The organism is Acidisoma sp. S159, from assembly GCF_009766125.1.
Lineage (GTDB): Bacteria > Pseudomonadota > Alphaproteobacteria > Acetobacterales > Acetobacteraceae > Acidisoma.
In genome coordinates, this window is the sequence record NZ_LMUG01000041.1 from 92,448 (window position 1) to 96,484 (window position 4,037).

At 58.8% G+C, this 4,037-nt stretch carries 2 protein-coding genes and 2 pseudogenes; all 4 read left to right on the forward strand.

All coding sequences use genetic code 11. From position 1 onward, the window contains the following. The first annotated feature begins 876 nt into the window (after nucleotides 1-876). The 4 genes and pseudogenes from GSQ92_RS11880 (at nucleotide 877) to GSQ92_RS11895 (ending at nucleotide 4,009) form a co-directional block, all read left to right on the forward strand. Nucleotides 877-1,695, forward strand: coding sequence for an alpha/beta fold hydrolase (locus GSQ92_RS11880; RefSeq protein ID WP_158802589.1), 819 nt, complete (start codon nucleotides 877-879; stop codon nucleotides 1,693-1,695). A gap of 40 nt (nucleotides 1,696-1,735) precedes the next feature. Further along, nucleotides 1,736-2,023 (forward strand): annotated as a pseudogene (locus GSQ92_RS30920) (ATP-binding protein); the annotation flags it as partial. Between the two features lie 129 nt (nucleotides 2,024-2,152). Further along, a complete protein-coding gene (locus GSQ92_RS11890; RefSeq protein ID WP_158802590.1) occupies nucleotides 2,153-3,076 on the forward strand; it encodes a LysR family transcriptional regulator in 924 nt (307 codons plus the stop codon). 188 nt (nucleotides 3,077-3,264) lie between these two features. Next, nucleotides 3,265-4,009, forward strand: a pseudogene (locus tag GSQ92_RS11895) (IS5 family transposase). Nucleotides 4,010-4,037 lie beyond the last annotated feature (28 nt).

A 4,037-nucleotide genomic window follows, 5' to 3' on the forward strand; every position in this document is an offset into this window, starting at 1 on the left:
GCGCGGCGCGCGGGTAGTAGTGGTGGTGGCAGACATAGTGCATGTTTCTTTCAGATTACCGGCGAATTCTGACACAAGGTCCTGATATCCAACTAGTCATCAGAATGGCTACGCCGCGACATTGGTCGAAAGCTGCACATGGCGTCGAGTACTCGCAAGCACAATATGCTGATGCATTAAATTCCGATAATCAAATCGGCTAAATATTTCTCGGCCCTCTGTCAAGTGGAGCCGCTGAAGAAAAAATATTGTTTTCTCTGTCGCGCAATGGTCACGAAATCTGCGAGACAAAGCTGTTGGCTAAATTAGGCCGTGAACCCATAAATCTGCAGACGCGACGCCACGCCAGATTCCGCTATGCCTCGGTAGCCGACGTATTGCTGCATAGCAGCGCAACGAGGCTATGTGCCAGGGCCGACGTCAGGATGATTTGCAAGCCTCATTAAATAAGGCCTGAGGAAGGTCCTCGAACACGTTTGCGCGCCAGGGCGGGAAACCGCAAAGCGAACGGCTTCGCCCATTTTGAATCCTGTTGGACTACGTTTTTAGAACGGGGCGCAGGTCAGCCGGCGCCTGCTTCAGATCAGGCCGGAACTGCCCCGTTCATCCACATCAAAATCCCGGCTGACCCACGTTCCATCTCCGTCAAAATCACGAAAACACGGAATCATATATCAGTTTTCAAAGTCAGAGAGTTTTCGAACCCTCCACCTCCCCATACCTTCAAGGCATACGTTAAGCGTGAAAAAGCATTTGTCCTTGTCAGACGGGGAATTTACAGTCGCGTTCTCCGGCTGACGAACATTTTATCGTCACGCCTCGGGACGATTTCTTGGCTCTTTAAAACAATGTTCAAAGCGCAGACGGAGCGACTTGATGCCCACCATTACCACCACGGACGGCGTAAACATCTTCTACAAGGATTGGGGCTCGGGCCAGCCGATCGTGTTCAGCCACGGCTGGCCGCTTACGGCGGACGACTGGGACGCCCAGATGACCTTCTTCCTTCGCCACGACTACCGGGTGATCGCCCACGACCGGCGCGGCCACGGCCGGTCCGACCAACCCAACACCGGCAACGACATGGACCATTGGGTTGCCGACCTCGCGGCCCTAACGGAACACCTCGACGTGCGCGACGCGATCCATATCGGGCATTCGACGGGCGGCGGTGAAGTGGCTCGCTACGTCGCTCGCCACCAGGAGCGGGTCGCGAAGGCGGTTCTGGTCGCTTCGCTGACGCCGAACATGTACCGGAGCGAAGACAACCCGGCCGGTCGGCCGCCCGAGTGGTTCGAAGCGATCCGGGCAGGCGTACTGGGCAATCGGTCGGAGTTCTACCGTTTCGTGCCTGAGAACCCGTTCTACGGCTACAACCTCGATGGCGCGAAGCCTTCGGAGGCGATCATTGCGAACTGGTGGCGCCAAGGCATGGGCGGCGGTGCCCTTGCTCACTACGCGACGGTCGACTCTTGGCTCGAAGATTATACCGAAGACCTCAAGAAGATTACTGTGCCGGTGCTGGTGATGCATGGCGAGGCTGATCAAGTCGTCCCGTTCGCAAGTTCAGTGCCGCGTGCGGTCGACCTGCTTAAGAACGGGTCGTTGAAGACGTATCCCGGCTATCCACATGGCATGCTCACTACGCATGCGGATGTCCTCAACCCCGACTTGCTCTCGTTCATCAGGTCTTGACGGTATCGACCGGACCGAGGCCGTTACCCCAACATGGGCCGGACGGTCAGTGTCGGCCTTACGCGAGAGGGTACTCACATGCATTATCGTGCTCGATGAACTCGGTTACCTGCCGTTCGCCCTGGCCAGCGGCCATCCCCTGTTCCACCTCGTCAGCCAGCTCTACGAGCGCACCTCGATCATGGTCACCACCAATCCGGCGCTCGGTGAATGGCCGGGCGTGTTCGGCGACGCCAAGATGACCACCGCGCTGCTCGACGGGCTGACCCATCACTGCGACATCGTCGAGACCGGCAACGACAGCTGGCGCTTGAAGAGCCGGGCCTGAACCCGGCCAGCTGCTCACTCCGCCGTCCAAATAGGGGTCCCTCCTTTTGGGCGCCGATCCGGGGTCCCGATCTGATGCCGTTTGACACCTTGTAGCTTCAAGCTATGCTTGGAAGATATACGAGGGTGTATGGAACTTAGGCATCTACGCTATTTTATTGCGGTCGCTGAAGAAGGCAGCCTGCTGACCGCCGCTCAGCGGCGACTCAACACCTCTCAGCCATCGCTCAGCCGACAGATCCGCGATCTGGAATCCGAAGTCGGCGTTCAGCTATTGGAGCGCCAGGCCCGCGGCGTGACGCTGACCACTGCCGGACGCGTATTTCTCGATCACGCGCGATTGGCGCTACTTCAGGTCGAGGCGGCAACGGAGGGGGCCCGGCAGACGGCCCGTCCGCGAAAGCCTCTCCTATCGATGGGATTCCTCGTAGGGTTGGAGATTATGTGGCTCCCGCAACTTTTGCGAATCCTGCGGGAGGAAGCCCCGGACGTCGACGTCACACTCAGCACGCAATCCTCACCAGAACTCGCGCTCGCATTGATGCGGGGGAAGCTGGATATCGCCTTCCTTCGTCCCGAGAAAGACAACGAGGGTGTCGTCTTCAAGGTGCTGGCGAAGGAGCCGTTGATCGCGGTGCTGGCGGCCGACCATCGTCTGGCATCGCGCAAGAAGATTCGGCCGCAAGATCTCGCCCACGAAATCTATGTCAGTTCGGCGCGAACCTCTCCGGTGTTGGAAGAGGTCATCCAGGACTACGCATCGAGGGTCGGCATCACCCTCGAGGCAAAGTACGCAGGCGAGAACATATCGTCCGCCATGTCGCTCGTGGCATCCACCGGCGGGATCAGCCTCGTTCCCCTCTATGCGCAGAACATGCTGGCACCCAACGTCGTCGCTAGAGCGCTTGAGGGGGGCACCCCAACGGTCGACTTGGCCCTGGGATACAATCGGGCAAATCAATCACCCTTGCTGCGTCGGCTTTTGTCCCGCGCGGATGAGCTGGTCGCAAACGTTCAGAACCAGAGCATCATTCGCTATGTTGAAGCTGAATAGCCGCCAACGCTAGACGTCCCCTTTGGGTCAATCGCTACAGGGGCGACCCAGCGGCAAATCTGACCAAGTCGGCTATGCCCCCAAAGGAGGAAGTAGATTCAGACCTTTAGCGGGTTCGCGATCAGCTCTCGCGGCTTGATGGCTCCGCCCGAGACGTGATTCAAGCTCCGAAACCGGAGCCTTGAAACATGCGCTACGAACTCAGCGACTACGAATGGACCGCCATCAAACCGATGCTACCCAACAAGCCGCGCGGCGTTCGGCAGGTAAATGACCGTCGTGTGCTCAATGGCATCTTTTGGGTCCTCCGGTCAGGTGCTCCATGGCGCGACCTGCCAGAAGTCTATGATCCCCGCACTACCTGTTACAATCGCTTCGTTCGGTGGCGGCGGGCTGGCGTCTGGGACCGGATCATGGAGTGCGTTGGCTGCCGGTCACGACGCGGCCGTGCAGATGATCGATACCTCCGTCGTGCGCGTGCGTCAGCACGGAGCCTGTGTCGCGGACAACAATCACCAAGACATGGGTCGCTCGCGAGAAGGCTTGACGAGCAAGATTCACGCGGTCGTGGACACCGACGGCCTGCCGGCCCATCTCGCCCTCACCCGGCGAGGCGCATGATAGTCGGCTTTGCTCAGTTCTCCTCAGCGCGCTGCTTCCCCAAACGATGTTGCTCGCGGATCGTGGCTACGACGCGGACTGGACCAGGGAGCTTGCTCGCCAACAAGGAGCATGGGCCAATTCCACCGAAACGGAATCGCAAAGACCCGATCTGCTTCAGCCCGTATCTGTATCGCGCGCGCAATCTGGTCGAAACGGTTCTTCAACAAGATCAAGCAATGTCGGCGCGTCGCGACCCGATATGACAAACTCGCAGCCAACTATCTAGGGTCAGGACCCATTAATTGCTTGCTTCGGCTCGGCGCATTGTGATTCTGGAGATGGCGGGAGGATACCGTCA